Raw genomic sequence first — 25,444 nt, forward strand, 5'->3', positions numbered from 1 at the left:
GATTCACGCTCGCGGAACGACTACGCGGGCGCGCTGCTTTTCCGCTGAGGTAGGCGGGAGTATCGCCCGAGGGCGGCCCGGGGTTGCACGGTGCAGCCCCATGCTCCTGCGATGGAGGCAGGTTTATGGCACAGGGCACTGTCAAGTGGTTCAACTCCGAGAAGGGCTTCGGCTTCATCGCGCAGGACAACGGCGGCGCCGATGTCTTCGTGCACTACTCGGAGATCCAGAGCAAGGGTTTCCGCACCCTTGAGGAGAACCAGCGGGTCGAGTTCGAGGTCGGGCAGGGCACCAAGGGCCCGCAGGCGACGAACGTCGTCCCGCTGTAGTTCACCGCGCTGGACAACGGACAGGCCCCGAACCCGTGCGGGTTCGGGGCCTGTCACCGTCGGGGTTCCGTGGTGGGTGGTCCGGGGGCTAGCGGCGCTGCAGCTGCTGCGCCTCCCACTCGAGGCGCTGCATGACCCACTCCTGGGCCAGCGCCATCGGGGAGGTCTGGCGGTAGGCGGCCAGCTCGCGCAGCTGCTCGGTCGCCATCAGCGACAGCCGCAGCTGGAAGACCTCGGCGGAGCCGAAGCGGCGACCGGAACCGGTGGTCTCGGCGTCGGAGTCCGGGGACAGCGCCGCGAGGTAGGACTCCAGTTCGTGGTCGGGCAGGGTGTCCTCGACCTGCTGCTGCCCCACCGTGCGGTGGCGCCCGGTGCTGGTGCCGACCGCTTTGAGATCGGTCCGGCTGCGTCCGAAAGAGGGAAAAGGCACCGGGACACGATAACGTTTCGGTCGCGAGGCCGCAGCGGGTGTGACTGGCGACACAGCAACCTTCGCGGGGCCAGCGCGTTGACCTGCGGGTATGGAGAGGCCCCCGCGCCAGGGGGAGGAACGCGGGGGCCGGAGGGGATCTCCACAGGTGCTGACCGGGGGTGTGTCAGCGCCACGATTGTTGCACGCGCACCGGTCTCCACGGGAGGGCTCGGTGCGAAAATTTGCCGGCAATGTTCACCTGATGTTCGCCTTGCCTGGTGGCCTTCCCACCGGTAGTGACCTGCGGAAATGATCTTCCGGCGGCACCGGCCGACCCCTGCTGTCACTCCGCCACCGGGCGGAATCCGCGCAACCGCAGGCTGTTGGCGACCACGAAGACACTTGACAACGCCATCGCCGCCCCCGCGATCATCGGGTTGAGCAGCCCGAGGGCCGCCAGCGGGATGCCCGCGACGTTGTAGGCGAACGCCCAGAACAGGTTGCCCTTGATCGTCGCGAGGGTCCGCCGCGACAGCGCGATCGCGTCGGCGACCAGCCGCGGGTCGCCGCGCACGATGGTCAGGTCCCCCGCCTCGATCGCCGCGTCCGCGCCGGTGCCCATGGCCAACCCGAGGTCGGCGGCGGCCAGCGCGGGCGCGTCGTTCACCCCGTCGCCGACCATCGCGACCACGGCACCCCCGGCCCGCAACCGCTCGACCTCGGCCACCTTCTGCGCGGGCAGCACCCCGGCGACCACGTCGGTGATGCCGACCTCCGCCGCGATCGCCCGCGCGACCCGCTCGTTGTCACCGGTCAGCAGCACCGGCCGCAACCCGAGCGCGCGCAGCCGGGCGACCGCCTCCGCGCTGGTCGGCTTGACCGTGTCGGCCACCGAGACCAGCCCGAGCGCCACGCCGTCCGCACCCGCGGCCACGACCGTGCGGCCACTCGCCTCCGCCTCGGCCATCGCCGACACCAGCACCTCGGGCAGCTCGATCCCGTGCCGCGCCAACAACCCCGGCCGCCCCACGACGACCCGACCGCCGTCGACCACGCCGGTCACCCCGAGGCCCTCGGCGTTGCGGAACTCCTCGACCCGGGCCGTGCTCGCCGCCCTGGCCGCGATCGCCTGGGCGATCGGGTGCTCCGAGGCCGACTCGACGGCCCCGGCCAGCCGCAGCAGCCGCTCGACGTCGACCCCGGGCGCGGGCACCACGTCGACCACCGACATCCGCCCGGTGGTGATCGTGCCGGTCTTGTCCAGCACCACGGTCGTCACGCGCCGGGTCGACTCCAGCACCTCGGGACCCTTCACCAGGATCCCCAGCTGCGCGCCCCGCCCGGTGCCGACCAGCAGCGCCGTCGGCGTCGCCAGCCCGAGCGCGCACGGGCAGGCGATCACCAGCACCGCGACCGCGGCGGTGACCGCGTTGTCCGCCGACGCGCCCGCGACCAGCCGGCCCGCCAGGGTCAGCACCGCGATCCCGAGCACCACGGGCACGAACACCGCGGAGATCCGGTCCGCCAGCCGCTGCACCTGGGCCTTGCCGGTCTGCGCCCGCTCGACCAGCCGCGCCATCCTGGCCAACTGGGTGTCCCCGCCGACCCTGCTCGCGCGCACCACCAGCCGACCACTCGTGTTGACCGTCCCGCCGACCACGGCCGCGCCCGGCCCGACCTCGTCCGGCACCGACTCCCCGGTGACCAGCGACCGGTCCACCGCGGACGAGCCCTCCTCGACCACCCCGTCCGTCGCGACCTTCTCCCCGGGGCGGACCACGAACAGCTCGCCGACCCGCAGGTCGCCGACCGGCACCCGCACCTCGACCCCGTCGCGCAGCACCGCAACGTCCTTCGCGCCGAGCGCCAGCAACGCGTGCAGCGCCGCACCGGCCCGCCGCTTCGAGCGGGCCTCCAGCCAGCGACCCAGCAGCAGGAAGGTGGTGACGCCGACGGCCACCTCGAAGTAGATGTCCGCCCGGCCGTGGTCCGCGGGCAGGAAGCTGAACTCGTGCGTCATCCCCGGCACGCCCGCGCCACCCCAGAGCAGCGCGTACACCGACCACAGGAACGCGACGCCCACGCCCATCGACACCAGCGTGTCCATCGTCGCCGCGCCGTGCCGCAGGTTGACCGCCGCCGCCCGGTGGAACGGCCACGCGCACACCAGCACCACGACGTACGACAGGGCGAGGGCCGCCCACTGCCAGGTCGGGAACTGCCAGGCCGGGACCATCGACACCGCGATCACCGGCGCGCTCAAGCCCGCGGACAGCAGGAACCGCAGCCTGGCGTCGTCGACGCCGGTGCCCTCCGCCGCGGGCTCGTCCGGCACGGGGCTGGCCTGGTACCCGGCGTTGCTGACCGTGTCGACCAGCGTGGTGGTGGGGTACCCGGGCGGGACCTCGACGGTCGCGCGCTCGGTGGCGTAGTTGACCGAGGCGCGCACCCCGTCGAGCTTGTTCAGCTTGCGTTCGATCCGACCGGCGCACGCGGCGCAGGTCATCCCCCCGATGGCGAGCTCGACCCGCTGGGGCGGCCGCTCCACGGTGGTCATGTCAGCTGGTACCCCGCCTCGGTCACCGCGGCGGCGATGGCGCCCCGGTCGAGCGCGGCGGCGCTGGTCACGGTGACCGCGCCGGTGGCCAGGTCCACCTCGACGCCGGAGACGCCGCCGATCGCGGTCAGCTCCTCGGTGACCGACGCGGCGCAGTGGCCGCAGGTCATCCCGGCAACGGTGTAGGTGGTCTGCTCGGACACTTCGGTGTTCCTCCCCGTAGGACTCTTCTGTCTGGAGCGCTGCTGCCCGCGGCGCTAGGACTTGACCAGGCGGGCGATCGCGTCGGCCGCCTCCCTGACCTTCGCCGCGGCGGCCTCGTCGCCCTGGCGCGCGGCGTCGACCACGCAGCCGGCCATGTGCTCCTCGAGCAGTTCGAGGGCGAACGCCTGCAGCGCCTTGGTCGCGGCGGAGACCTGGGTGAGCACGTCGATGCAGTAGGCGTCCTCGTCGACCATCCGCTGCAGGCCGCGGACCTGCCCCTCCACCCGGCGCAACCTGCGCAGGTGGGCGTCCTTCTTGGCGCTGGGGCGGTGCGTGTGCTCGTGCTCCATGCCGTCGAGGATACCCATAGGGGGTAGGGGTGGGTGGCGGCTGTGTCGATCATCTCCCGGCAACCCCCGGTCGGGTGGTCCGCCGTGGTCAACTCCTGGCGGTCGATCGACCGCTGTCGGAAAAGATGTCACGGACGGCTACCGAGGGTGCACTGCGGTTCACTCCTCGGGGGGCTGTGTGCGCGGCGACTTGTCTCATAGCCTCACGCCAAACAAAAGCGGGGAGGCACCATGAGCGGGTCACTCGAAGTGCGCAGTTTCCTTCTCCAGCAAGACAGCCTTGGAGGGTCGAACCAGTTCTCGACCGGCGTCCCGGCCCCCCGTTCGGGGGAAGGCGCACGCGTCTCCGAGGAGCAGGTCCACCGCGCCCGTCTGGCCGTGGCGATGGGCGCCCAGTCCGTTGAGGACTGCCGTGAGCTGCTGGAAATGCTCGGCCTCGTCGACGGCGACGACGGCACCCCCGCCGTCTGCCGCTGACCGTTATCCGTACGGTTTCCAAGATCGGATCCGACCGTCGGTAAATGACCCCCGGGTGCCGCCGAAGATCATTTACCATCAGCACCGCGAACCGGGTCCACCCGTCCGCTCGGTGCGATTCCCCGGAATCGCGCAATTCGATCAAGCAGGTAACCCAGCGTGACCCTCGTCCGGTGCCGCGGACGGGGGTCGACCACCCCCGCTGGAGACGATCTCCGCCGGTGCTCGCGGCGAGATCGACTGCGGCGGTGTTCGTGCAGGTAGAGCCCTGTTGAGGGGGGCCGTTTTGGAGGACCGGGGTACGTGCCCTAAGCTATCGGTGCTCCCAGAGGAACCGGGTCGGTAGCACCGGGGAACCTGGAAGCGCGGTCGATCGGTTCGCCCGGAATTGGTCGGGCTCCCATCGTCTAGCGGCCTAGGACTCCGCCCTTTCAAGGCGGCAGCGCGGGTTCGAATCCCGTTGGGAGCACGTAGTACGGTAGTGAAGTAGTGACGCAAGGCCCTGTGGCGCAGTTGGTTAGCGCGTCGCCCTGTCACGGCGAAGGTCGCGGGTTCGAGTCCCGTCAGGGTCGCGAGCTTCGGCGTGCCCTTGTCCACGGAAAGCGTGGACTTGGGCGCTCGCCATTGCTTCTGGGGGGCGACCCCCCAGACCCCCACGGTGCGGTACGTGGCGGATCCAGCGTGGTCGGTTCTTTGTGGCTGCTGCCGGTGTGCCTCTTGCCGGTGCTGGTGGGGGTGTTGTGTTACTTGGCCAGGTAGCTCAGTTGGTACGAGCGACCGCCTGAAAAGCGGTAGGTCGGCGGTTCGACCCCGCCCCTGGCCACGGACGACGGCCGGTGGTGTTCGCGGAGATCCGCAAGCATCACCGGCCTTCTTCGTGTTGGGGGTGCGACACTGTGGGTATGAGTGAGCTGCGGACGTTGACGGCTGCGGTGCACCAGGAAGAGGACTGGTTCATCGCACAGTGTCTTGAGGTGGATGTGGCCAGTCAGGGGGCGAGCATCGCCGAGGCGTTGGGCAACCTCCGGGAAGCGGTGGAGCTGTACCTGGCCGAGGTGCCCGAGGCCGAGGTGACCGCCACGCCGCTCGTGACCTCTTTCCAGGTTCCCGGGACTGCTGCGTGAGCCCTGCCCTGTCGGACCTCTCCGTCCGCAAGGTCACCCGTGTCCTCGAGTCGCTCGGGTTCGAGCACGTTCGCACCAAAGGCAGCCACGCCGTCTACCGCCGTGCCGACGGTCGCACCGTGATCGTGCCGATGCACGGCACCGTCAAGCGCGGAACCCTCGCTTCCATCGTCCGGCAGGCCGGGCTGACGCCTGCCGAGTTCCTCGAGGCGCTCTAGGGCCTGGACGTTCCCCTGTGTTTCGGGTTGGGGCTTCGTTGGGAGTGGTATGGGGCTGGGTGTGGTAGCGGGGGTTGGGCGGGTTGGGGGAAGTTGATGTGTGAGGCGGGACACAGATAGGTGTTGCCTATAAGGGGAGTGGTATGGAACACCCCCTGGGGCGACGCGTTGCCGGTACGTTGCGTGATCGTTGAGCTGGGTGTCGGCTTTTTGCGATTGGGCAGGTCACGGCGGTAATTGACCCGGTGAGGGTTATCCGCGTTCGCGATTGGTGCAAAGGCGGTGCGGCTGGACGGCGGCAGGCGGGGGACGTTGCCTGTGTCACGCTGGACGGCTGGGAACTCACTCGCTGGTGCGAATTCACCAGTCAACTGGGGCGTGGGTTATACGCTCTGTCACCTGCCTGGCTGTCCAGCGTGGACTGTCCCATGTGCTCACGGGACGTAACCCCACCTGCGACGGAGACCAGTTGCAGGTCACGGCTGTGCATCAGCGATTGCTACGCGCTGTGTAATCGGTTGCCTACACACCAGAGACCACGCCGAACGGGTTACATAAGAACTAACCCTCCGTGTAACGGCCCCGGGTAACCAAACGAATGAGCTATCGCAGCCACGCCCCAGATCGCCGCAGCTCGGGGGCCAGCTCACCCCTCTTCAAGACCACCGCAACGAGACACGGGATGCCCCGTGCCCGTGCATGCCCGATCCACCCACAACGGGGGATACACGATGCGTGACCAAGTCGGCCTCCCGCGCCGCAGAACGTCCCTCTGGCCAGCGCCAGGCGGCCAGCGCCGTGGCACCAAGCCGCGTCGCAGCCTGCCTGCGGGCGAGCCCTCGTACCCGCCCGTGGCGGGATGGGAGCCTCGCTACCGCACCGGCGTCCTGCTGTCGGACCTGTTCTCCGTGCTGTTCGGGGTTCTGGTCGTCGGTGGATTCGTCACCTACCGGGTCGACCCCACCAGCCCGCTCCTCACACCGACTGCTGTCGTCACCTTCGGCGTCCTGGTCGTGTCCCTGATGGTTAACCGGGTGTGGAATCTCGCAATCCTGGGTCAGGGTGCCGAGGAGTTCCGCCGCCTCGGCCGCGCCTTCGTGGCCGCGTCCGTGGTGCTGGCCCTCGGCGGGCTGCTCTTCGACATCACCCGCATCCGCCCGTGGGTGTTCATCGTGGTCCCGGCGACCGCGCTGCTCGTCTTCCCGATGCGCTACGTGCTGCGCCAGTTCCTGCACCGCGCCCGCCGCGAGGGCCGCTGCCTGCTGCCGGTGATGGCCGCGGGCAACGTCGAGACCATCCGCGACCTCATCACCCGCACCCGCGGCGCCACCCACCTGGGCTGGCGGGTCGCCGCGGTCTGCACCACCGACGGCATGGGCGAGGACGTCACCGAGATCGACGGTGTGCCCGTGGTCGGTCAGCTGCGCGACCTGGCCACCCACGCCCGCCGTGGCGGCTACCGCATCGTCGCGGTGACCCCGGACGCCTACTGGACCCCCAAGCGCCTGCAGCAGCTCGCCTGGAAGCTCGAGGGTTCCGGCGCCGAGATGGTCGTCGCCCCCGTGCTCATGGAGGTCGCCGGTCCCCGCCTGCACGTCGACGCCGTGCTCGGCATGCCGCTGCTGCGGGTGTCGGCCCCCTCGTTCACCGGCGTGCGCCGCGTGGTCAAGGACGTCTTCGACAAGGTCGGCGCCGCGCTCCTGCTGACGCTGCTCTCCCCGGTGATGATCGCGGTGATGCTCGCGATCGCCATCGACACCCGCGGGCCGGTGTTCTACAAGCAGCGCCGGGTCGGCAAGGACGGCCGCGAGTTCACCATCATCAAGTTCCGCACCATGGTCGTCAACGCGCACAAGCTGGTCACCCAGCTCGCCGAGCAGAACGAGGGCCACGGCCTGCTGTTCAAGATGCGCAAGGACCCGCGCGTCACCCGGGTGGGTGCGATCCTGCGCCGCTACTCCATCGATGAGCTGCCGCAGCTGTTCAACGTGCTCGCAGGCCCGATGTCGCTGGTCGGGCCGCGCCCGCCGCTGCCGGAGGAGAGCGCCCGCTACGCCCCCGACGTGCGCCGCAGGCTGCTGGTCAAGCCCGGCCTGACCGGGTTGTGGCAGGTCAGCGGCCGCAGCGACCTCCCGTGGGAGGAAGCGGTCCGACTGGACCTGCGCTACGTCGAGGATTGGTCCTTGGCGCTGGACGCGGTCATCCTGTGGAAGACGTTCCGGGCCGTGTTCACCGGCCAGGGCGCCTACTAACACCCCCCGCGACCCGGGGATCCAACTCGACACGCCCGCACCGGCGCAGGGGCCGGTGCGGGTGGGAATCAGCACTGACTAAGGGGATTCAGCGTGGGAACCATCGGGCTAGCCGTCATCGGCGCGGGGTACTGGGGGCCGAACCTGGTGCGCAACGCGCAGGCCACTCCCGGCCTGCGGTTGCAGTACCTGTGCGACCTCGACGCGGGCCGGGCGCGCAAGGTGCTCGGCGAGTACTCCACCGTCGCGGTGTCCGACTCCCTCGACGAGGTCCTCGCCGACCCGGCGGTGGACGCGGTGGCCATCGCGACCCCGGCCGCCACGCACCTGCCGGTCGCCATGAAGGCGCTCGAGGCCGGTAAGCACGTGCTGGTCGAGAAGCCCCTCGCGGCGACCTACGACGAGGGCAGGCTGCTGGTCGAGGCCGCCGACAAGCGCGGCCTGACCCTCATGCTCGACCACACCTACTGCTACACCCCGGTCGTGGAGCACCTGCGCACCCTGGTCCGCGGCGGCGGCATCGGGTCGGTGCAGTACCTGGACTCGGTGCGCATCAACCTGGGCCTGGTCCAGCCGGACGTGGACGTGCTGTGGGACCTCGCCCCGCACGACCTGTCGATCTTCCTGTCGATCCTGCCCGATGGCGTGCGGCCGATCGCGGTCGCCGCGCACGGGTCGGACCCGATCGGCGCCGGTCGGGCCTGCGTCGCGCACCTGACCATCGAGCTCACCGGCGGGGCCATGGCCCACGTGCACGTGAACTGGCTGTCGCCGACCAAGGTCCGCACGATGATCATCGGCGGCTCCTCGCGCACCGTGGTGTGGGACGACCTGAACCCGGCCCAGCGCCTGGCCATCTACGACCGCGGCGTCGACCGCAAGGACGCCACCGAGATCGGTGAGCAGACCCGCGCGCAGACGATGGTGTCCTACCGGACCGGCGACATGGTCGCCCCCGCGCTGCCGGAGAAGGAGGCGCTGCGCGCGGTGATGGCCGAGTTCCGCGACTCGATCACCCAGAGCCGCCCGCCGCTGACCGACGGCCGCTCCGGCCTGCGCGTGCTGTCCATCCTGGAGGCCGCGTCCGCGAGCCTCGCCAAGGGCGGGGTCTTCCTGCCCATCCGCTCTGTCGAAACCAGCACCGAGGGAGTCAACGCATGAGCGCGCAGCCGATCGAGGGCCAGCGCATCCTGGTCACCGGCGGGGCGGGGACCATCGGCTCGTCCGTGGTCGACCAGCTGGTCGCCGCCGGTGCCGCCGAGGTGACGGTGCTGGACAACTTCGTGCGCGGCCGCCGGGAGAACCTGGCCGACGCCGCTGCCGCCGCAGGTGAGCGGCTCAAGGTGGTCGACGGCGACATCAACGACCGCAAGCTCGTCGGTGACCTCACCAAGGGCGTCGACCTGGTGTTCCACCTGGCCGCCATCCGCATCACCCAGTGCGCCGAGGAACCCCGGCTGGCGCTGGAGAGCCTGGTCGACGGCACCTTCACCATCATCGAGGCCGCCGCGGCCGAGGGCGTCAAGAAGGTCATCGCGTCCAGCTCGGCGTCGATCTACGGCCTCGCCGAGACGTTCCCGACCGACGAGCGGCACCACCCGTACAACAACGACACCTTCTACGGCGCCGCGAAGGCGTTCAACGAGGGCATGCTGCGCAGCTTCAAGGCCATGCAGGACCTGGACTATGTCGCGTTGCGTTACTTCAACGTATACGGTCCGCGTATGGACGTGCACGGCCTCTACACGGAGGTGCTCATCCGCTGGATGGAGCGCATCGTCGACGGCAAGGCGCCGCTGATCTTCGGTGACGGCGCGCAGACGATGGACTTCGTGCACGTCCACGACATCGCCAGGGCCAACCTGCTCGCGGCCCGCGCGGACGTCACCGACACCGTCTACAACATCGCCAGCGCGTCCGAGACCAGCCTGCTCGGGCTGGCCGAGGCGCTGCTCGCCTCGATGGGCTCCGACCTGGGTGTCGAGCACGGCCCGGAGCGCAAGGTCAACGGCGTGACCCGCCGCCTCGCCGACATCAGCGCAGCCGAGCGCGAGCTGGGCTGGCGCCCGGAGATCAAGCTCGACGACGGCCTGCGCGGCCTGGTCGAGTGGTGGCGCGCCGAGAAGGTCGCCGCTGAGCAGGCTGTCGCCGTGGGGGGAACCGCCTGATGGCCATCCCCGTGATGAAGCCGCTGCTCGGCGAGGAGGAGGCCCTCGCCGTCGCGGAGACCGTCCGGTCCGGCTGGGTGGCGCAGGGGCCGCGGGTCGCCGCGTTCGAGAAGGCGTTCGCCGAGCGGGTCGGCGCGGCGCACGGCGTCGCCGTGTCCAACTGCACCACCGGCTTGCACCTGTGCCTGCACCTGCTCGGTGTCGGCCCCGGCGACGAGGTCGTCGTGCCGTCGCTGTCGTTCATCGCGACCGCCAACGCCGTCCGCTACTGCGGCGCGACCCCGGTGTTCGCCGACATCGACCCGCTGACCGGCAACCTGACCGCCGAGACCGTCGCGGCCGCGATCACCCCCGCGACCAAGGCGATCATGATCGTGCACCAGGGCGGGGTCCCGGCCGACGTCAAGGCGATCCGCGCGATCGCCGGTGACGTGCCGGTCGTCGAGGACGCCGCCTGCGCCGCCGGGTCCACTCTGGACGGGAACCCGGTGGGCACCGGAGCGCTGCTCGCGGCGTGGTCGTTCCACCCACGCAAGCTGCTCACCACCGGTGAGGGCGGCATGATCACCACCGATGACGCCGAGTGGGCCACCCGGCTGCGCAGGCTGCGCGAGCACGGCATGAGCATGTCGGCCGCCGACCGGCACGCCGCAGGCGGCGCGGTCGTCGAGTCCTATGTGGAGACCGCGTTCAACTACCGGATGACCGACATCCAGGCCGCCATGGGCCTGGTGCAGCTCGGGCGCCTGAACGGGATCATCGAGCAGCGGCGCGCGCTGGCCGCCCGCTACCACGAGCTGCTCGCCCCGCTCGGCCTGCGCGCGGTCACCGACCCGGCGCACGGCACGACGAACTACCAGTCGTTCTGGGTCGCGCTGCCCGACGGCGCCCCCGACCTGCTGGTGGTCCTCGGCAAGCTCGCCGAGGCCGGGGTCTCCGCCCGCCGCGGCATCATGGCCGCGCACATGGAGCCCGCGTACGAGGGTCACCCGCACGCGGCGCTGCCCGGCACCGAGGAACTGGCGACCCGCTCGCTGATCCTGCCGCTGCACCACGAGATCACCGACGCCGACCAGAAGCACATCGTCGGCGCCCTCGCCGACGCCCTGGGCCTGGTGGCGTCATGACTTCCGCTCGGGGCGGTGCTGGACTCGACCCGCCCTCCCGCCCTGTCGCTGTCTCCACCCAGCCCTCCCGCCCAATCGCGATCGTCATCGTCACCTACAACAGTGCCGAAGTGATCGCGGACTGCCTACGCGCCCTGCCCGCCGCCCTTGAGGGCGCGGGCGAGTCGCGGATCATCGTGGTCGACAACGCGTCCCAGGACGGCACCGCCGACGTGGTCGCGTTGACCGACAACGAGGTCAAGGTCGTGCACCGGACGGGCAACGACGGCTTCGCCGCCGGCGTCAACACCGGGTTCGCCCACGCCGACGGCTGCGACGTGCTGGTCCTCAACGCCGACATCCGGCTCGCGCCCGGCGCGGTCAAGGCGCTGCGCGCGGCGGTCAAACCGGGTGTCGGGGTCGTCGCGCCGAAACTCACTGAGCCGGACGGCAGCATCCAGCACTCGCTGCGCCGCACCCCCACGGTCTTGCGGACCCTGGGCGAGGCCGTCCTCGGCGGCCGCAGGGCCGGTCGGTTCGGCCCGCTCGGCGAGACCGTCACCAAGCCCGCCGCTTACGAGCGCGCGGGCTTCGTCGACTGGGCGACCGGTGCGGCGTGGCTGGTCACCCGCGAGTGCATCGAGGCCATCGGCCCCGTCGAGGAGCGCTACCTGCTCTACTCCGAGGAGACCGAGTTCATGCTCCGCGCGGGGGCCAAGGGCTTCAAGACCTACTACGAGCCCGCCGCGCGCGCCGTCCACCTCGGTGGCGAGTCCGGCACGTCGCCGCGCCTGTGGTCGCTGCTGGTCACCAACAAGGTCCGGCTGCACCGCGAGCGGCACGGCAAGGTCGCCGCCGCCGGTATGTGGGCCGCGTCCCTGCTCAACAGCCTGCCCAGGGCACTGCGCGGTTCGGCGACGCACAAGGCCGCGGTCAAGGCGCTGCTGACCCAGCGCGCCTGGCCCGCGCCGTTGTCGGCACCCGCGAAGCCGGTGAAGGACGCCCCGCCCTACGTCTGCTTCTCCGCCCAGGACTGGTGGTACCACAACCAGGCCCACTCGGACTTCCAGCTGATGCGCCGGGTCGCCGAGCACCGCAAGGTCCTGCTGGTCAACAGCATCGGCCTGCGGATGCCGACGCCGGGCAAGAGCACCCAGTTCGTCCGCCGCATCCTGCGCAAGGCGGGCAGCGTCGCCAAGCTGGTGCGCCGCCCGCTGCCCGACGTCCCCGGCTACTACGTGATGACCCCGCTGCCGCTGCCCTTCTACGGCAGCGAGCGGGTCCGCGCGCTCGGCGCCAAGCTGGTCCGCGCGCAGGTGCGGGCCGTGTGCGCGGTGCTGCGGATGCCCAACCCGATCGTGGTGGCGACCATCCCGACCGCGTGGGACGTGGTGCAGGGCTTCGAACACCGGCGGCTGGTGTTCAACCGCTCCGACCGGCACTCGGCGTTCCCCGAGGCCGACCAGACCACGATCGCCGCGCTGGAGGACAAGCTGCTCGCGGGCAGCGACCACGTCCTCTACGTCAGCCGTCAGCTCCAGGGCGAGGAGTCCGGGCTCACCCAGGACCGGGCGCACTTCCTCGACCACGGCGTCGACCTGCAGCACTTCCGCCGCCGCGCGGAGCTGCCCGCCGACATCGCGAGCATCCCCGGCCCGCGCATCGGGTTCTTCGGCAGCCTCGACGACTACCTGGTCGACTTCGACCTGCTCGAGCGCCTCGCCCAGGAGTTCCCCGATGCCTCGCTCGTGCTCATCGGCGACGCGACGCTGTCGATGGAGCGCTTCGCCAAGTACTCGAACGTGCACTGGCTGGACTTCCGGCCGTACGCCCAGATCCCGGCCTACGGCACCGGCTTCGACGTGGCGATCATGCCGTGGCTGGACAACGACTGGATCAAGCACGCGAACCCGATCAAGATGAAGGAGTACCTGGCCCTCGGCCTCGCCGTGGTCAGCACCGACTTCCCCGAGGTGCACCAGTACCCCGAGCTGATCAGGATCGCCCAGGGCCACGACGCGTTCGTCGAGGCCGTCCGGCAGACTCTCACCGACGGCGGCTTGTCCACTGTGGAGGGCAGGCGGGAAGCCGTGCTGCCTGCCTCGTGGGACTCGCGGGCGCGGCAGCTGATGGACCTGGCCGAAGGGCAGCGGTAGCGATGTGCGGAATCGCCGGAGTGCGCAGGCTGGACGGGACGCCGGTGGACCCGGCCGTGCTGGTCGAGATGGCCAGGCGGTTGCACCACCGCGGCCCGGACGACGCGGGGACCTGGATCGAGGGGTCCACCGGCTTCGCGCACACCCGGCTCTCCATCATCGACCTGGGCGCCTCGGTGCAGCCGATGGCGACCCCGGACCGGCACAAGGTGATCGCCTTCAACGGCGAGATCCTCAACTACCGGCAGCTGCGCGACCAGCTGGACTACCCGTTCCGCACCAGCGGTGACACCGAGACCCTGCTGGCGCTCTACGACAAGCACGGCGTCGAGAGCGTCACCAAGCTGCGCGGTCAGTTCGCCTACGCCATCAGCGACGCCGACACCGGCGAGCTGCACCTGGTGCGCGACCGGCTCGGCATCCTGCCGCTGTACTACTACATCGACAACGAGGTCTTCGCCTTCGCCTCGGAGATCAAGGCCCTGCTCCCGGCGATCGGGCAGCGCGGTGTCGACGTGGCCAGCCTGCACGACTACCTGGCGCACCGGTCGGTGCCCGCCCCGTACACGCTGGTCGACGGCGTCCGCAAGGTCCCGCAGGGCCACCGGCTGACCCTCGGTCGCGACGGGCAGGTCCGGCTGCGCGCCTACTGGCAGATCCCGGCCGACGCCGCGCACCGCGACGTCACCCCGGAGGCCGCCGTCCGGCTGGTCGCCGACGCGCTCGACGCGTCCATCGCCGACGCGCTGGTCGCCGACGTGCCGGTGGGCGCCTACCTGTCCGGCGGCATCGACTCCAGCCTGATCTCGGCGCTGACCGCCAAGGCCAAGCAGGGCGAGGGCCTGCACACCTTCTCCGCCGGGTTCGGCGACCCGAGGGTCGACGAGCTCAACTGGGCGCGCAAGGTCGCGGACCTGGTCGGCAGCGAGCACCACGAGGTGATCGTCACCGCCGAGGACTTCAAGGACAACTGGCACAAGCTCAGCTGGCACCGCGACGCGCCGCTGTCCGAACCGGCCGACGTCGCGGTGTTCAAGCTGGCCGAGTTGGCCCGCACGCAGGTCAAGGTCGTGCTGTCCGGCGAGGGCAGCGACGAGCTGTTCGGCGGGTACCCGAAGTACCGCTTCGCCCAGGCCACCCGCTGGGCCGGGTTGATCCCGGCGCCGCTGCGCGGTCGGATCCTGCCCCGGTTGGAGCGGGCGCTGCCCGCGTCCCAGTCGCGGCTGGGTGTCGCGGTGCGGGCGATGGGTGAGGGCAGTTCCGCCGAGCGCATGCGCGGCTGGTTCGCCCCGTTCACCGAGCGCGAGCGCGACGGACTGCTGGGCGGGCCCGCCGTCCGCAGCGCCATCGCCCCGTACCAGCGCGGTCGCGGCGACGCGCTGAGCCGGATGCTCTACGCCGACTCGCACGCCTGGCTGGCCGACAACCTGCTCGAGCGCGGCGACCGGATGTCCATGGCCGCCTCGCTGGAGCTGCGGCCGCCGTTCCTGGACCACCGGCTGGTGGAGTTGGCGTTCTCGTTGCCCAGCTCGGTCAAGGTCCGCAACGGGGTGACCAAGTGGGTGGTCAAGGAGGTCGCCAGGGCGCACCTGCCCGGTGACGTCGTCGACCGCGCCAAGTCCGGCTTCAAGGTGCCGCTGGACGCCTGGTTCCGCGATGGCCTGCGCGAGATGGCCAACGACCTGCTCACCGGCCCGTCGTCGTTCGTCGCGGGCCAGCTCGACCCGGCCGCGGTGCGCAAGCTGCTCGACGAGCACCACGCGGGCACCCGCAACGAGCAGCCCCGGCTGTGGACGCTGCTCTCGCTGGAGGTCTGGCACCGCGAGTTCGCCAAGGCGTCCCAGGTCGGGGCATGAGCCAGTCGCTCCTGCTCGTCGGCGCCGGTGGTCTGGCCAGGGAGGTGCTGGCCGCCGCGCGCGCGTTGCCCGGCGAGTTCACCGTCCGCGGCCTGCTCGACGACGACCCGGCCCGGCACGGCTCCGAAGTGGACGGTGTGCCGGTGCTCGGCCCGTCCGACCTGGTGCACGAGCACACCGACGACCAGGTCCTGGTGTGCGTCGCCTCGCCGGGTCGACCGGAGGGCCGGGCGAACGTGGTCCGCAGGCTCGACCTGCCAGCCGAGCGCTACGCCACCCTGGTCCACCCGGCGGCCTCGGTCGCGTACGGCGTGGAGTTCGGTGAGGGCACCGTGCTGCTCGCCGGGACCGTCATCACCGCGCCCCAGCGGGTCGGCGCGCACGTGCTCGCCATGCCGCACGTGCTGTTCACCCACGACGACTTAGTCGGCGACTTCGCCACCTGCGCCGGGCGGGCCACGCTCGCGGGCGGTGTGGTGGTCGCCGAGTCGGCCTACCTGGGGGCGGGGTCCCTCGTCCGCCAGGGCGTCCGCATCGGCTCCCGCGCCGTGATCGGCATGGGTGCCGTCGTGCTGGCCGACGTGCCCGACGGCGAGACCTGGGTCGGGGTTCCGGCCAAGCCGCTCGTCCAGTCCTGACCACCCCGTTCGGCTTCCCGACCGCGGTTCGATCGACCAAACACCCTTTCGCACCTGAGGAGAGCTCACCATGACCGGCCCAATCCCCCTGGTCGACCTGGCCGCCCAGCACGCCGCCGTGGCGGACGAGGTGGCCGCGGGCTGGGCGGCCGTGCTCGCCAAGACCGCGTTCGTCGGCGGCCCGCAGGTCACCGCGTTCGAGGGCGAGTACGCCGCGTTCGCCGGGGTCGAGCACTGCATCGGCCTCGGCAACGGCACCGACGCGCTGGAGCTGGCGCTGCGCGCGCTGTCGATCGGCACCGGCGACGAGTGCATCGTCCCGGCCAACACCTTCATCGCCACCGCCGAGGCCGTCGCCCGGACCGGGGCGACCCCGGTGCTGGTGGACTGCGACCTCGACACCGCGCTGATCGACGTCGACGCCGCCGCGGCCGCCGTCACCACCCGCACCCGCGCGGTGCTGCCGGTCGACCTCTACGGCCAGGTCGCGCCGATCGAGAAGCTGCGCGCGGTGCTGCCGACCAACGTCGCCATCGTCGAGGACGCGGCCCAGTCGCAGGGCGCCACCCGCAACGGACAGACCGCCGGGTCGTTCGGCGACATCGCCGCCACCAGCTTCTACCCAGGCAAGAACCTCGGCGCTTACGGCGACGCGGGCGCGGTCACCACGTCGCGCGCCGACCTGGCCGAGCGGGTCCGGCTGCTGGGCGCGCACGGCTCGCCCCGCAAGTACGAGCACCCGGTCCTGGGCTTCAACTCCCGGCTCGACACCCTCCAGGCCGTGGTCCTGTCGGCCAAGCTGCGCAGGCTCGCGGGCTGGAACGCCGCCCGCCGGGTCGCCGCCGACCGCTACACCGCGTTGCTGTCCGATGTGGATGGTGTGACCACCCCGGTCGTCGCCGCGGGCAACGTGCCGGTGTGGCACCTCTACGTGATCCGGGTCGCCGACCGCGACGCCGTGCTGGGCAAGCTGCACGCCGAGGGCATCGGCGCGGGCATCCACTACCCGACGCCCGTGCACCTGACCGGGGCGTTCGCCGACCTCGGGCTCGGCGCGGGCGCGTTCCCGGCCAGCGAGCGGCTTGGCACCGAGATCCTGTCCCTGCCGCTGTTCCCGGAGATCACCGAGGCGCAGCAGGAGCGGGTCGTGTCAGTGCTCTCCGAGGCCGTGCGGTGACCGCGGTGTCATCGAGCGTGTTCGTCCACGAGCGTGGACTGTGCGAGAGCGACGAGGTCGGCGCGGGCACCCGGGTCTGGGCCTTCGCGCACGTCCTGCCCGGCGCGCGCGTCGGCGAGGACTGCAACATCTGCGACGGGGCGTTCGTCGAAACGGGCGCCGTCCTTGGCGACCGCGTGACGGTCAAGAACGGCACGCTGGTCTTCGGCGGGGTCACCTGTGAGGACGAGGTCTTCCTCGGCCCCAATGTGCTGTTCACCAATGACTTCCGGCCCCGCGCGCACATCCGCAAGGGCCCTGACCAGCTGATCGGCACCACCGTCAGGCACAACGCGACCCTTGGCGCGGGCACCGTGGTGGTCTGCGGGATCGAGATCGGCGCCTTCGCTTTCGCCGGTGCGGGCGCGGTCGTGACCAAGGACGTCGAGCCGCACGCCTTTGTCGTGGGCAACCCCGCGACCCGCAAGGGCTGGGTTTGCGAATGCGCAGCCCGGCTCGACGAAGATCTGCATTGCGCCGAGTGCGGGCTGGACTTCCGCAGCGCGGGCGCGGGCAAAGGTCTGACCCGAGCCTGACTTTTCACGTTTCGCCCAATGGCCGCCGATCACCATCGGCGGCCATTCGGGTTTTCCGGGGGTGTTGCCGAGCGCCATCCTGTGCGCCGATCAGGTGATTACCGGTCGAGGACCGTCGGTTGGTGACCGGCCTCACCGGACAGTCGACCGGGTAACGGATTCCCCAAAGGACACTGGGTGTTCGCTGGGAGCGGGCCTGCGTCACCCGTGGCGACAGATCCACTCGGGACGGTGAACAACCCGGTTGCTGGCTGGACTTTGGCTGGCTCTACCCCAGATGGGGGTAACGGTGTCATCGTATGTGACGATGTGCAGGTAAATAGGAACCGCGAACCCTGTCGCGCGTCCCCTATTCGGTGCCAACTTCAGATTTTACCTAACAGCGGTTACTCACCGTGGAGGCTCGGATGGACCGTGCGAGGCTAGCCGCACGCGCTCGGGGTCGGGCAGGGCGCACTGTGCGCGCTGCCCTCGCAGGTTTACTTGTCGTTGTCGGACTCCCCGTGCTCGTTGCGTCACCGGCTGCCGCCGGTCCGTGCGACGCACCGGTCAACCCCATTGTTTGTGAGAACTCCAAGCCGGGCACGCCCCGCGCCGACTGGTTCATCGAGAGCCACTACGGCGACATCGAGGGCTACGCGACCGCGCCGAGCATCCAGCCGGGCGAGCGCCTCGACTTCAAGGTCAAGACCCCCAGCACGGACTACCAGATCGACATCGTGCGCCTGGGCTACTACGGCGGTACCGGTGGTCGCCTCCAGCAGACGCTGGCCCCGACCGCGCACCTGCCGCAGACCCAGCCCGCGTGCCTCTACCAGTCGACGACCGGCATGGTGGACTGCGGCAACTGGGGCGTCTCGTCGTCCTGGTACGTGCCCACCACCGCGGTCCCCGGCTTCTACGTCGCGAACTTCATCCGCAACGACGGCAACGGCGCGGGCCAGTACCCGTTCGTCGTGCGCAACGACTCCTCGACCTCCGACATCGTCGTGCAGACCTCCGACCAGACGTGGCAGGCGTACAACAAGTACGGCGACAAGGAAGGCGTCAACGAGTACAACCTGTACGAGGGCGGATTCTCCGGTTCGCCGGACGGTCGTGCGTTCAAGGTCAGCTACAACCGGCCTTACCGCAACGCGGGCACCTCGAACTTCCTCAACGCCGAGTACCCGATGATCCGGTTCCTGGAGCGCAACGGCTACGACGTCAGCTACCTCACCGGCGTCGACATCACGCGCAACCCGAACCTGCTCAAGAACCACAAGGTGTACCTCTCCTCGGGCCACGACGAGTACGTCAACGCGACCCAGCGCGCGGGCATCGAGGCGGCCAAGGCCGCTGGCGTGAACCTGTTCTTCTCCACCGGTAACACCATGTTCTGGAAGACCCGGTTCGAGAACTCGATCGACTCGTCGAACACCGCGCTGCGCACGATGGTCTGCTACAAGGAGACCAAGGCGACCGGTGGCGCGAAGATCGACCCGAGCCCGCTGTGGACCGGCACCTGGCGCGACCCGCGCCAGTCGCCGCCCTCCGACGCCGGTCGCCCGGAGAACGAGCTCGTCGGCACGCTGTTCAACGTCAACGGCTACCGGGCCGACTCCATCGAGGTCCCGTCCTCGTTCGGTCGCAACCGGTTCTGGCGCGGCACCTCGATCGCCTCGGCGACCAACACCACCGTGCTGCCGCAGGGCACCCTCGGCTACGAGTGGGACGGCGACCCGGACAATGGCTACCGGCCCGCGGGCTCGGTCCCGCTGTCGGACACCACCGTGACCGTGGACAACGGGCAGTTGCTGCTCGACTACGGCCACATCTACGGCGGTGGACCCGCCAACCACAAGCTCATCATCTACCGGGACCAGGTCAGCAAGGCGCTGGTGTTCTCCGCGGCGACCGTGCAGTGGTCGTGGGGCCTCGACGCCGACCACACCTTCCCGGCCGGTGCCCCGGCGACCGCGCCGACCAGCACCGCGATGCAGCAGGCCACAGTCAACCTCCTGGCCGACATGGGCGCGCAGCCCAAGACGCTGATGGCGGGCCTGAGCCTGGCCACCAAGTCGACCGACACCACCGGCCCGGCCGTCACGATCAGCTCGCCCGCGGCGGGTTCGACCGTCCCGGCGGGTACCCCGCGCACCATCACCGGTACCGCGGTCGACTCCGGCGGCGGCAAGGTCGGTTCGGTCGAGGTCTCCGTCGACGGCGGCGCCACCTACCACCGCGCCACCGGCCTGGACACCTGGTCGTACGCCTGGACCCCGAGCACGCTCGGCCCGGTCTCGATCAAGGTCCGCGCCTCCGACGACGGCGCCACCCTCGGCGCCACCGTCACCCGCGACGTGACCGTGGGTTCGCAGCAGTGCCCGTGCACCATCTTCGGCACGCAGACCCCGAGCACCGTCGACGGCGGCGACGCCGCGGCCATCGAGGTCGGCACCAAGTTCACCACCTCGGTCAACGCCACGGTCACCGGTGTCCGCTTCTACAAGGCGGCCACCAACACCGGCTCCCACACCGGCAGCCTGTGGACCTCGGCGGGCCAGCAGCTGGCGACCGGCACCTTCTCGGGTGAGTCGGCCTCCGGTTGGCAGACGCTGACCTTCGGCACCCCGCAGCAGATCCGCGCCGGGCAGACGTACGTGGTGTCCTACACCGCGCCCAACGGCCACTACTCGGTCGACCCCGGGTTCTTCAACACCAAGGGTGCGGGCATCGTCCCGCTGACGGCACCGGCGACCGGGAACACCCCGGGCGGCAACGGCCTGTTCCGCTACGGCTCGGGCTTCCCGAACAGCTCCTACAACGGCGGCAACTACTGGGTCGACGTGGTCATCACGACCGACGGCGCGGACAACACCCCGCCGGTGGTCAGCTCGACCTCGCCGACCTCGGGCGGCACCGGCGCCTACCGCGACGGCAGCGTCTCGGCGACCTTCAACGAGGCCGTCGACCCGGGCAGCGTGCAGTTCACCGTCCAGGCCAACGGCACCCCGATCCCGGGCACCGTCAGCGTGGACGACAAGAAGGTCACCTTCAGCCCGACCGACCTGCTGCCCGCCAGCACGGTGCACAACGTGACGCTCAACGCGACCGACGGTTACGGCAACGCACTCGCCGCGACCAAGACGTGGAGCTTCACCACCGGCACCACGCTGCAGCCGTGCCCGTGCAACCTGTTCGGTTCACGGACCCCGGCCACCGCCGACGCTGGCGACGCCAGCGACGTCGAGCTGGGTGTGAAGTTCACCGTGGGTGCCAGCGCCAAGGTCACCGGCGTCCGGTTCTACAAGAACTTCAACAACACCGGCACGCACACCGGCTCGATCTGGACCACGAGCGGCCAGCGCATCGCCAACGGCACCTTCACCAACGAGACGGCGACCGGCTGGCAGACGCTGACCTTCGCCGACCCGGTGCAGATCCAGGCGGGCCAGACCTACATCGCCTCGTACCGGGCGCCAAGCGGGCACTACTCGGTCGACACCGGCTACTTCGCCAACCAGGGCGCCGGCCGCGGTGTGCTCACCGCCCCCAGCTCCCCGGCGGCGAACGGCAACGGCGTGTACGTCTACGGCGGTGGCTTCCCGAACAGCAGCTACAACGCCAACAACTACTGGGTCGACCCGGTCGTGGACACCTTCGGCGCCGACACCACCGCGCCGACGGTGAGCTCCTCCACCCCGGCGGCCAACGCCACCGGCGTCTCCACCGGCACCGGCGTCACGGCGAACTTCTCCGAGCCGATCAACCCGGCCACGCTGCAGTTCAGCGTGACCCGCAACGGCACCACGGTCCCGGGCACCACCCAGATCGCCGCGGACAACCGGAGCGTCACCTTCGCCTCGACCGACGTGCTGGCTGGCACCACGCAGTACGTGGTGAGCGTGCGGGCCTCCGACGCCTGGGGCAACCAGATGGCGGCCCCGTACACGTGGAACTTCACCACCGGTGCCGCGGGTCAGTGCCCGTGCAGCCTGTTCCGCCCGACCGACGCCCCGGCGAACTCCGCCTCGGACGCCACGGTCGAGCTGGGCATGCGGATCACGCCGAGCCAGAACGGCTACATCCGCGGGGTCCGGTTCTACAAGCCCGCGGGTGACCCGGGCACGCACACCGGAACCCTGTGGACGAACGCGGGCGCCCAGTTGGCCACCGGCACCTTCGTCGGTGAGACCAGCAGCGGGTGGCAGACCCTGACCTTCGACACCCCGGTCCAGGTGACGGCGGGTACCACGTACGTGGTCTCCTACTGGGGTTCGGCGGGCCACTACGGCTACACCGCGCAGTACTTCACCACCGACCGGACGAACGGGCCGCTCACGGCGCCCGCGACCACGGAGGCAGCGCCCAACGGCGTCTACCGTTACGGCAGTGGGGGCCTGTTCCCGAACGGCTCAGGTAACGGAACCAACTACTGGGTCGACGCAGTGTTCGCTACTACTCCGTCCTAGTACTAGGGAGCTAGCCAAGTGGCCAGCGTTGACGTGGTGATCCCGTGCTACAAGTACGGGTCGGTCCTACCGACCGCCGTGCGCAGTGTTCTCGACCAGCCGGGCGTGGACGTCCGGGTGCTCGTGATCGACGACTGCTCCGGTGACGGCAGTGCCGATGTGGCCCGCGAACTGTCCGCACAGGACAGTCGGGTGAGCGTTCTGGAGCACGAGCGGAACAAGGGCCACATCGCCACGTACAACGAGGGCTTGATGGACTGGGCGAGCGCGGACTACTGCGCTCTCCTGTCCGCCGACGACGCACTGACCCCGGGTGCGCTCCTGCGGGCCGCACGCCTGCTCGACGCGCACCCGGAGGTCGGCTTCGTCTACGGCCGCCCCCTGCACTGGGACGGCAGCACCCCGCTGCCGCAGGCCCGCACCGAGGACCAGGGCTGGACCGTCTACAACGGACCTTCCTGGTTGCGCCGCCGCTTCGCCCTCGGGGAGGGCTGCATCACCTCCCCGGAGGTGGTCGTCCGCACCACCCTGCAGAAGAAGCTGGGTGGCTACGACCCCGAACTCCGCCACACCGGCGACATCGAGATGTGGATGCGCTTCGCCCTCCACGCCGATGTGGGGTACTTGAAGGGCGTGGACCAGGCGTACTACCGCGTCCACGGCAACAACATGTCGGCCGCGTACTACGCGTCCGTGGTCGCCGACCTCCGCCAGCGCTTGGCCGCGTACACGGCCATCACCACCCGCCCGGACAACAACCTCGCCGACCGCCTCGACATGGACCGCTCCGTGCGCAGGGTCCTGGCCCGCGACGCCCTCCGGCGTGCGGGCCGAGCCTTCGACAAGGGCCGCAGCGAGTCGGACCCGGTCGAAGAACTGATCGACTTCGCCCGTGAGTCTTATGGCGAGATCGAGGGACTGCCCGAGTGGCACACCCTCCGCCTCCGCCAACGCCTCGGCGCCAGGAGGTCTCGTGCGTTGTCGCCGCTGGTGCTGACAGCACCTGCCCGACGCATCCGCCAACACGCACGAGTCCTGAAGTGGCAGCGCGAGGGCATCTAGTTTGACGACAGGGCGGCCCACGGGCCGCCCTGTCCGCGTCAGCGGTAGAGGGCTGCGTGGCCCGGTCGGCATGATCGTGGTGTGGCCAAGTCGCGCTGCACCTGGCCCAGCGGCGGCTCTTCACCACCGATGTGGATGAGCTCGACCAGCCCAGCGCACTCCCCTGAGGCTGCTCAGTCGTCGGCGAGCCTGGAGAACAGCACGGAGTCGCGCCAGGCACCGTTCGTGTGCACGTGATCGCGGAGCACGCCCTCCCGGCTGAACCCGCATCGGCGCGCGACGGCCAGGCTGGCGGCATTCTCCGGTCCGATGGCGGCGGTGACGCGGTGGAGCCCTAGTGGTCCGAAGGCGAAGTCCACCATCGTACGCACCGTGTCGGTCGCATAACCCTTGCCTTGGTGCGCGTGGGCGACTGCGTAGCCCAGTTTCGCCGCTCGCACACCGCTGAGCGCCAAGCGCCCGAACCCCACAAGTTCGTCAGCTTCGAGCGGGGTCGAGGCCAGGTAGAACTCCGTGCGTGGAACCTGTGTTGCGCGCTCGACGATCCCGGACAGCATGGCCGCCGCCTGCTTGCGGGTGCGGGAGCCGAACGAGAGGTACCTGGTCACGCGGTCATCGCCGACGATGTCGTGCACGCCGTCGAGGTCTGCGGGGGTGAACTCGCGAAGCCGGACGCGATCGCCGGTCAGGTTCAGGTCGGTCACGAGGGGATCGCCATTCTGCGGGTGGTGAAGTCGCGCAGTCGATCGGTCAGTTCACTGCCCGCGCTCCCGCCCGCCACGATGGCGAGCGCGCGTTGGACGTGGCCGACCGAGGTGACGATCCCGTAGGTCCGCTGGGCGGGCGGCATGTCCAGCACGGTTGCCACGGCGTGCGCGGCCCCTTCGACGTCGCCGCGGCTGATCCGGGTGATCGCCAGCGCACAGCGCGTTCCGGCGTGGTCCCCGAAGGCCCGAGCGGCCTCCGGAACGACCGCGTAGGCGTCCACGGCAGCAACGGCCCGTGCTTCTGCCTGGTCGGCTTCGGCTGCCGACCAGGCCAGCGCGTCGGCGGCGTAGTAGAGCTGCCGAGCGCGAGTGAACGTGCACAGCCCGCCCAAGTCGTCCAACTCGTCCCCGGTGGCGTGGTCGCGTGACTTGTTGGCCCGGTCTACGGCGGAGTGAACCTCGGACCAGTGGCCGAGCGCGGCGAGCGAACGCGCTTCAAGGGAAGCCAGCCACACGGCCGCGGTGCTCGGAGTGCGGGACGCGGCCGGGGTACCGCGTTGGGAGTAGCTCACCGACTCCGCCGGGTTCCCCGCCCAGTAGGCGATCAGGGCCTGGAGACCGCGCGCCCACGTTCGCAGGCCGTCGTGCCCGGCGTTGTCGGCGCAGGCGTAGGTCGCCCGCGCCTGGGTCATCGCTTCCCGCGATGCACCCAGGTCATGCGATGCCCTGGCCATGAGACCGGAGGCCACCCCGGCGAGCAGGTACAGCTCCCGCGTTCGCGCCGCGGGATGACGACCGTTCAACAACGAGAACGCCTGCGCCTGGGCGAACCTGCGCCGCAAGTCGTCGACGGTCCAGTGTCGTCGCTGGAGGAGTTCCTCCAGGCGTGTCCTTGGCTGCTCGGATGCGGGCATCAGCCACCCCTTGGTGATCGTCGGGACTCACCTTAGGTGGCCTGGTGAGCCAACGAGGTGGTGGAACGGGAGAAGTCAGGAGAAGGCAGTGGCCGCGACATGGTGACGTCAGCGGAGGTAAGGGGAACGTCGGGTGCTGTCAACGACACGAAGGAGTTCAGGTGACCGTTGTGATGAGCGAGCACGCGACGGGGCGTTCGTTGGTGTCCGAGGGATTGTTCGACCGGCTGGCCCGTCGAGTTGTCGCCGAGGAAGGCGTGGACCGAGCCATGGCTGAGCGGATTGTGGACCAGGCGTTGGCATTTGTGGCGGTGTGCGGGTCGAACAGCGCTATGCCCCTGTCGCCGAGTGCGGCGGTCGACATCGGTTGGCACGCGTTCATCCTCCACACGAAGGAATACGCCGACTTCTGCGACCGGGTCGCGGGTCGGTTCGTCCATCATGTGCCCACCGCGGAGGAGGACCGGGGTACTCGCGGCGAAGCGGCCCGTGCCACGCTGGTGCGCACTGTCGAGGCGGTAGGACGCAGGTATGTCATCGACGCGCAGTTGTGGCCGTTGACCGACATCGGGTGTCAGAAGTGCACCGGTTGCCACAACGGGTGCCACGATGATCCGCCGCCCCCGCCAGGGGCCTGACGTACGGGAGAACTGTGGCCCGCCGCTCTTGGGACGATCTACCGACCGCCGTCCGTGCGGCTGTTGAGCG

The 25,444-nt window shown here is 70.3% G+C and carries 22 protein-coding genes and 3 tRNA genes; 19 read left to right on the forward strand and 6 right to left on the reverse strand.

The genetic code is table 11. The features are described from left to right. The first annotated feature begins 125 nt into the window (after nucleotides 1-125). Nucleotides 126-329, forward strand: coding sequence for a cold-shock protein (locus CLV68_RS05170; protein ID WP_026425160.1), 204 nt, complete (start codon nucleotides 126-128; stop codon nucleotides 327-329). Nucleotides 330-417: 88 nt separating this feature from the next. Here CLV68_RS05170 and CLV68_RS05175 read toward each other — a convergent pair whose 3' ends face one another. From CLV68_RS05175 to CLV68_RS05190, 4 genes are all read right to left on the reverse strand, one after another. After that, a complete protein-coding gene (locus CLV68_RS05175) occupies nucleotides 418-759 on the reverse strand; it encodes a hypothetical protein (RefSeq protein WP_092781452.1) in 342 nt (113 codons plus the stop codon). A 325-nt stretch (nucleotides 760-1,084) separates the two neighbouring features. Further along, nucleotides 1,085-3,298: a heavy metal translocating P-type ATPase gene (locus CLV68_RS05180; RefSeq protein WP_121389402.1), complete on the reverse strand. Its 2,214-nt coding sequence runs from the start codon at nucleotides 3,296-3,298 to the stop codon at nucleotides 1,085-1,087. After that, a complete protein-coding gene (locus CLV68_RS05185) occupies nucleotides 3,295-3,468 on the reverse strand; it encodes a heavy-metal-associated domain-containing protein (RefSeq protein ID WP_246009844.1) in 174 nt (57 codons plus the stop codon). The genes CLV68_RS05180 and CLV68_RS05185 overlap by 4 nt, the downstream gene beginning before the upstream one ends. Nucleotides 3,469-3,555: 87 nt before the next feature. Beyond that, nucleotides 3,556-3,852: a metal-sensitive transcriptional regulator gene (locus tag CLV68_RS05190; RefSeq protein WP_092782234.1), complete on the reverse strand. Its 297-nt coding sequence runs from the start codon at nucleotides 3,850-3,852 to the stop codon at nucleotides 3,556-3,558. Between the two features lie 231 nt (nucleotides 3,853-4,083). Between CLV68_RS05190 and CLV68_RS05195 the strand changes: the two genes are divergently transcribed. From CLV68_RS05195 to CLV68_RS05275, 17 genes are all read left to right on the forward strand, one after another. Beyond that, a complete protein-coding gene (locus CLV68_RS05195) occupies nucleotides 4,084-4,329 on the forward strand; it encodes a hypothetical protein (protein ID WP_121389404.1) in 246 nt (81 codons plus the stop codon). Between the two features lie 396 nt (nucleotides 4,330-4,725). Beyond that, nucleotides 4,726-4,798 (forward strand) — tRNA-Glu (locus tag CLV68_RS05200). Nucleotides 4,799-4,827: 29 nt separating this feature from the next. After that, nucleotides 4,828-4,901, forward strand: a tRNA-Asp gene (locus tag CLV68_RS05205). A gap of 177 nt (nucleotides 4,902-5,078) precedes the next feature. Then, a tRNA-Phe gene (locus tag CLV68_RS05210) sits at nucleotides 5,079-5,152 on the forward strand. 79 nt (nucleotides 5,153-5,231) lie between these two features. After that, complete coding sequence (locus CLV68_RS05215) at nucleotides 5,232-5,453, forward strand: type II toxin-antitoxin system HicB family antitoxin (protein WP_121390977.1); 222 nt, start codon at nucleotides 5,232-5,234, stop codon at nucleotides 5,451-5,453. Then, on the forward strand, nucleotides 5,450-5,671 hold the full coding sequence (locus tag CLV68_RS05220) for a type II toxin-antitoxin system HicA family toxin (protein ID WP_121389405.1): 222 nt from the start codon (nucleotides 5,450-5,452) through the stop codon (nucleotides 5,669-5,671). Before CLV68_RS05215 ends, CLV68_RS05220 begins: the two co-directional genes overlap by 4 nt. Nucleotides 5,672-6,402: 731 nt before the next feature. Next, a complete protein-coding gene (locus CLV68_RS05225) occupies nucleotides 6,403-7,923 on the forward strand; it encodes a sugar transferase (protein ID WP_245782551.1) in 1,521 nt (506 codons plus the stop codon). Between the two features lie 93 nt (nucleotides 7,924-8,016). After that, nucleotides 8,017-9,084, forward strand: coding sequence for a Gfo/Idh/MocA family protein (locus CLV68_RS05230; protein ID WP_121389406.1), 1,068 nt, complete (start codon nucleotides 8,017-8,019; stop codon nucleotides 9,082-9,084). Then, nucleotides 9,081-10,091: an NAD-dependent epimerase/dehydratase family protein gene (locus tag CLV68_RS05235; protein WP_121389407.1), complete on the forward strand. Its 1,011-nt coding sequence runs from the start codon at nucleotides 9,081-9,083 to the stop codon at nucleotides 10,089-10,091. The genes CLV68_RS05230 and CLV68_RS05235 overlap by 4 nt, the downstream gene beginning before the upstream one ends. Then, on the forward strand, nucleotides 10,091-11,218 hold the full coding sequence (locus CLV68_RS05240; RefSeq protein ID WP_246009670.1) for a DegT/DnrJ/EryC1/StrS family aminotransferase: 1,128 nt from the start codon (nucleotides 10,091-10,093) through the stop codon (nucleotides 11,216-11,218). Before CLV68_RS05235 ends, CLV68_RS05240 begins: the two co-directional genes overlap by 1 nt. Beyond that, nucleotides 11,215-13,353 (forward strand): glycosyltransferase, encoded by a 2,139-nt coding sequence (locus tag CLV68_RS05245; RefSeq protein ID WP_121389408.1) that lies wholly within the window; start codon nucleotides 11,215-11,217, stop codon nucleotides 13,351-13,353. Before CLV68_RS05240 ends, CLV68_RS05245 begins: the two co-directional genes overlap by 4 nt. Before the next feature lie 2 nt (nucleotides 13,354-13,355). Further along, nucleotides 13,356-15,209: an asparagine synthase (glutamine-hydrolyzing) gene (gene asnB / locus CLV68_RS05250; RefSeq protein ID WP_170224105.1), complete on the forward strand. Its 1,854-nt coding sequence runs from the start codon at nucleotides 13,356-13,358 to the stop codon at nucleotides 15,207-15,209. Next, nucleotides 15,206-15,847: an acetyltransferase gene (locus tag CLV68_RS05255; RefSeq protein WP_121389410.1), complete on the forward strand. Its 642-nt coding sequence runs from the start codon at nucleotides 15,206-15,208 to the stop codon at nucleotides 15,845-15,847. Before asnB ends, CLV68_RS05255 begins: the two co-directional genes overlap by 4 nt. Nucleotides 15,848-15,917: 70 nt before the next feature. Next, on the forward strand, nucleotides 15,918-17,024 hold the full coding sequence (locus CLV68_RS05260) for a DegT/DnrJ/EryC1/StrS family aminotransferase (RefSeq protein ID WP_121389411.1): 1,107 nt from the start codon (nucleotides 15,918-15,920) through the stop codon (nucleotides 17,022-17,024). Between the two features lie 17 nt (nucleotides 17,025-17,041). Continuing rightward, a complete protein-coding gene (locus CLV68_RS05265) occupies nucleotides 17,042-17,599 on the forward strand; it encodes an acyltransferase (RefSeq protein WP_246009671.1) in 558 nt (185 codons plus the stop codon). Nucleotides 17,600-18,102: 503 nt separating this feature from the next. After that, complete coding sequence (locus tag CLV68_RS05270; protein ID WP_170224107.1) at nucleotides 18,103-22,053, forward strand: DUF4082 domain-containing protein; 3,951 nt, start codon at nucleotides 18,103-18,105, stop codon at nucleotides 22,051-22,053. An 18-nt stretch (nucleotides 22,054-22,071) separates the two neighbouring features. After that, nucleotides 22,072-23,115, forward strand: a complete 1,044-nt coding sequence (locus CLV68_RS05275; protein ID WP_121389414.1) for a glycosyltransferase family 2 protein — start codon at nucleotides 22,072-22,074, stop codon at nucleotides 23,113-23,115. Between the two features lie 173 nt (nucleotides 23,116-23,288). Here the strand turns inward: CLV68_RS05275 and CLV68_RS05280 are convergent, their stop codons facing one another. Both CLV68_RS05280 and CLV68_RS05285 read right to left on the reverse strand, forming a co-directional pair. After that, complete coding sequence (locus tag CLV68_RS05280) at nucleotides 23,289-23,819, reverse strand: GNAT family N-acetyltransferase (RefSeq protein WP_342772757.1); 531 nt, start codon at nucleotides 23,817-23,819, stop codon at nucleotides 23,289-23,291. After that, nucleotides 23,816-24,736, reverse strand: a complete 921-nt coding sequence (locus tag CLV68_RS05285; RefSeq protein ID WP_147459882.1) for an XRE family transcriptional regulator — start codon at nucleotides 24,734-24,736, stop codon at nucleotides 23,816-23,818. Before CLV68_RS05285 ends, CLV68_RS05280 begins: the two co-directional genes overlap by 4 nt. A 161-nt stretch (nucleotides 24,737-24,897) precedes the next feature. Here CLV68_RS05285 and CLV68_RS05290 point away from each other — a divergent pair, with 161 nt between their 5' ends. Next, the gene (locus tag CLV68_RS05290; RefSeq protein ID WP_121389416.1) at nucleotides 24,898-25,374 is read left to right on the forward strand and encodes a glycine-rich domain-containing protein; all 477 of its coding nucleotides are present in this window, start codon (nucleotides 24,898-24,900) and stop codon (nucleotides 25,372-25,374) included. Nucleotides 25,375-25,444 lie beyond the last annotated feature (70 nt).

The sequence above is a fragment of the Actinokineospora cianjurensis genome, from assembly GCF_003663795.1.
Taxonomy (GTDB): domain Bacteria; phylum Actinomycetota; class Actinomycetes; order Mycobacteriales; family Pseudonocardiaceae; genus Actinokineospora; species Actinokineospora terrae.

Excerpts from the sequence above, each read along its gene's own strand:
- asnB (WP_170224105.1), top strand. The coding sequence starts at position 13,356 with ATGTGCGGAATCGCCGGAGTGCGCAGGCTGGACGGGACGCCGGTGGAC.
- CLV68_RS05185 (WP_246009844.1), bottom strand. The coding sequence starts at position 3,468 with ATGACCTGCGGCCACTGCGCCGCGTCGGTCACCGAGGAGCTGACCGCG.
- CLV68_RS05240 (WP_246009670.1), top strand. The coding sequence starts at position 10,091 with ATGGCCATCCCCGTGATGAAGCCGCTGCTCGGCGAGGAGGAGGCCCTC.
- CLV68_RS05195 (WP_121389404.1), top strand. The coding sequence starts at position 4,084 with ATGAGCGGGTCACTCGAAGTGCGCAGTTTCCTTCTCCAGCAAGACAGC.
- CLV68_RS05260 (WP_121389411.1), top strand. The coding sequence starts at position 15,918 with ATGACCGGCCCAATCCCCCTGGTCGACCTGGCCGCCCAGCACGCCGCC.
- CLV68_RS05255 (WP_121389410.1), top strand. The coding sequence starts at position 15,206 with ATGAGCCAGTCGCTCCTGCTCGTCGGCGCCGGTGGTCTGGCCAGGGAG.
- CLV68_RS05170 (WP_026425160.1), top strand. The coding sequence starts at position 126 with ATGGCACAGGGCACTGTCAAGTGGTTCAACTCCGAGAAGGGCTTCGGC.
- CLV68_RS05180 (WP_121389402.1), bottom strand. The coding sequence starts at position 3,298 with ATGACCACCGTGGAGCGGCCGCCCCAGCGGGTCGAGCTCGCCATCGGG.
- CLV68_RS05235 (WP_121389407.1), top strand. The coding sequence starts at position 9,081 with ATGAGCGCGCAGCCGATCGAGGGCCAGCGCATCCTGGTCACCGGCGGG.
- CLV68_RS05245 (WP_121389408.1), top strand. The coding sequence starts at position 11,215 with ATGACTTCCGCTCGGGGCGGTGCTGGACTCGACCCGCCCTCCCGCCCT.
- CLV68_RS05285 (WP_147459882.1), bottom strand. The coding sequence starts at position 24,736 with ATGCCCGCATCCGAGCAGCCAAGGACACGCCTGGAGGAACTCCTCCAG.
- CLV68_RS05215 (WP_121390977.1), top strand. The coding sequence starts at position 5,232 with ATGAGTGAGCTGCGGACGTTGACGGCTGCGGTGCACCAGGAAGAGGAC.
- CLV68_RS05225 (WP_245782551.1), top strand. The coding sequence starts at position 6,403 with ATGCGTGACCAAGTCGGCCTCCCGCGCCGCAGAACGTCCCTCTGGCCA.
- CLV68_RS05190 (WP_092782234.1), bottom strand. The coding sequence starts at position 3,852 with ATGGAGCACGAGCACACGCACCGCCCCAGCGCCAAGAAGGACGCCCAC.